This window comes from Spirillospora sp. NPDC049652 (assembly GCF_040675125.1).
Lineage (GTDB): Bacteria > Actinomycetota > Actinomycetes > Streptosporangiales > Streptosporangiaceae > Spirillospora.
In genome coordinates this window covers 1-2,338 of record NZ_JBFAOF010001052.1, presented here as the reverse complement: position 1 = coordinate 2,338, position 2,338 = coordinate 1, and the positions used below count along the sequence as shown (strand labels likewise).

Genomic DNA, 2,338 nt, shown 5'->3' with positions numbered 1-2,338 from the left:
CGCTGCGGGAGGGCTGCGCTGCGGGTGCGGCCCTCGGCTCGGCGGACTTCGGTCCGCTCGCGCGCATCGCCGCCGCCACGCAGGTCCGCACCCGCATCCCGCTGCCGACTTCGGCCCTCCCGGAGGTGGCCTAGCCATGGGCCGCCGCTCGCCTGCCCGCTTCTACGACCCGACCGGCGCCCGGTTCGGCATCCCCACCTACCCGTGGAAGATGGCGCCCGGCCACCTGCTGACGCTGCGTCAGCTCGCCGCGCGCGGGCTGCGGCCCGGCGGTCAGCAGGTCATCGCCCAAGTGCTGTGGCACTCCACGCGGTACACCCGGCGGGTGCACATCCGCGCCGCCTACCTCTACGACGTGCGCCTGGCGCTCCCGAAGCGCACCCCGTCCGAGCGTCAGCGCGCGGCCCTCGGCAAGGCCCTGGCCGCCCGCCGTACCTGTCCCGACTGTGGCCGCGACGCCGGTTACGTCCTGCCCCGTCGTCTGGGTGTCTGCCTGGACTGCTTCGACCGACAGGAGATCGCAGCATGAACCACGCCGCCAACCTCACCGTCACCGTTCCGCTGCCCAAGCGGTGCGACAACGCCAGCGTCGGCGTCGTCATCACCGACCCGGCCGGCCGGTTCCTGATGTTCGACCGCGTTACCTTCCCCGCCGGCGTTGCGCCGGTCGCTGGGCACGTGTTCGACGAGCACGAGGGCTACGCCGATGCGGCCCGCGCCGAGGTCGCCGAGGAACTGGGGCTGACCGTCACCGGGCTGGAGGCGACCCGTGTCGGCGGCTGGCGTTCCAACCGGTGCCGCCGCGTCCCTGGCTCGCGGGGCACCGGCCATCAGTGGCAGATCTTCACCGCGACCGTGACCGGCGCCCTGGCGCCCTCGGTGCGTGAGACCCGCAACGCCCGTTGGGTGACCGCCAACGAGATGCAGGAGTTGGCGCACCGCACCACCGAGTACGCCGTCGGCCTGCTCACCACCGGCGAGTTCACCGCCCGGCCGGGTCTCGAACCGGTCTGGTGCCGATGGATGGCCGATCTGGGCGTCATTCGCCTGTCGCGCGGCGCGCTGCTGGTTCTGGAGGACTTGGCCGCCGCCGGTGACCCGCACGCCACCGGCGAGTACGCGCCGACGGTCTGCGACGTGTCCAAGCCGCGGCACCGTGACCCGGTCGACTCCTGGATCTGTGGCGAGTTGCTGTCCTCCGGACCGTGCCCCCGGCACGGCACCCGCCTCCCCTGAGCCGCACCGATTCCCGCGCCCGACCTTCCGCCCCGCCCGGCCCGACCGGAACGGAGAAGACCGCCATGATCCGCACCACTCCCAACACCAACCCGACCACGGGCACGCCCGTCAGGGACCTCGGCGCACAGGCCACCAACCCGCACGCCGCCGAGCCCGCCGCCCTCCGACCGATCACGCCCCTCAACGGCACCCGCCCCAACGCCGTGCGCGTGCCGCTGCGCACCGGTCCGGCCAAGCTGTGCCCGGCCTGCCGGACCCCGTTGGACGGCGGCCCGGTCCGCTTCCGGTGCGACCCGTGCGGCAAGGCCGTGCACGCCGCCGACCTCGACAACGAGTACCACCCGCCCATCACCGCGGGGAGGGCCGCCGCATGAGCCCCCCGCACACGCCCCCGCCCACCTTCGGCGACACCGCCACCGCCGACCAGTCCGCCGCCGAGTCGGCATCGGCCGTGCGACCGCTGACGGGTAACGAGTTCACCGCCACCGCGACCGTGGCCGCGCTGGTGGCGGTGCTGGCCCTGCTGGGCTTCGTCAACTCCTTCACCGCCGTGGCCGACGCCGCCCACCCGTCGTTCGGCCGGTTGGCGTGGACGGTGCCGCTCGGGATCGACCTGGGCATCGCCGCGTTCGCAGCGCTGGACATCGTGTTGGCGCGGCTAGACATGCGGGTGCGGTGGCTGCGGCTGGTGCCGTGGACGCTGACCGGCGCCACCGTCTACCTCAACATCGCCGTGGAGCACACCGCGTTCGGACGCATCGCGCACGCGCTGCTTCCGGTGCTGTGGGTCATCGCCGTCGAGATCGGCGCCCACGTCATCCGGGTCCGCGCCGGCATCGAGTCCGGTACCCGCATGGACGGCATCCGCGCCTCCCGGTGGCTGCTCGCGCCTTGGCCGACGCTGAAGCTGTGGCGCCGCATGGTGCTGTGGGAGATCCGTTCCTACCCCGATGCGCTGGGCCGCGAGCGGGACCGTGTCCTGGCGCGCACCGACCTCAAGGACGCCTACGGCACGCTCGCCTGGCGGTGGAAGGCGCCCCGCCGCACCAAGGCCCTCTACCGACTCGGCGAACTGGCCCCCGCCGCCCTACCCGCCGAC

4 protein-coding genes are annotated in these 2,338 nt (G+C 73.7%); all 4 read left to right on the top strand.

Annotation, left to right across the window (positions count from 1 at the left end):
* Nucleotides 1-136 precede the first annotated feature (136 nt).
* The gene (locus tag AB0J52_RS36755; protein WP_500187524.1) at nt 137-529 is read left to right on the top strand and encodes an RRQRL motif-containing zinc-binding protein; all 393 of its coding nucleotides are present in this window, start codon (nt 137-139) and stop codon (nt 527-529) included.
* Complete coding sequence (locus AB0J52_RS36750) at nt 526-1,236, top strand: NUDIX hydrolase (RefSeq protein WP_500187523.1); 711 nt, start codon at nt 526-528, stop codon at nt 1,234-1,236. Before AB0J52_RS36755 ends, AB0J52_RS36750 begins: the two co-directional genes overlap by 4 nt.
* Before the next feature lie 65 nt (nt 1,237-1,301).
* Nucleotides 1,302-1,613: a hypothetical protein gene (locus AB0J52_RS36745; RefSeq protein WP_500187522.1), complete on the top strand. Its 312-nt coding sequence runs from the start codon at nt 1,302-1,304 to the stop codon at nt 1,611-1,613.
* Nucleotides 1,610-2,338: DUF2637 domain-containing protein (locus AB0J52_RS36740; RefSeq protein WP_500187521.1), on the top strand; the 729-nt coding region annotated here is incomplete at its 3' end. The genes AB0J52_RS36745 and AB0J52_RS36740, both read left to right, overlap by 4 nt.

Bases quoted from the DNA above. Each gene is read 5' to 3' on its own strand.
- AB0J52_RS36755 (WP_500187524.1), top strand. From the start codon at position 137: ATGGGCCGCCGCTCGCCTGCCCGCTTCTACGACCCGACCGGCGCCCGG.
- AB0J52_RS36745 (WP_500187522.1), top strand. From the start codon at position 1,302: ATGATCCGCACCACTCCCAACACCAACCCGACCACGGGCACGCCCGTC.
- AB0J52_RS36750 (WP_500187523.1), top strand. From the start codon at position 526: ATGAACCACGCCGCCAACCTCACCGTCACCGTTCCGCTGCCCAAGCGG.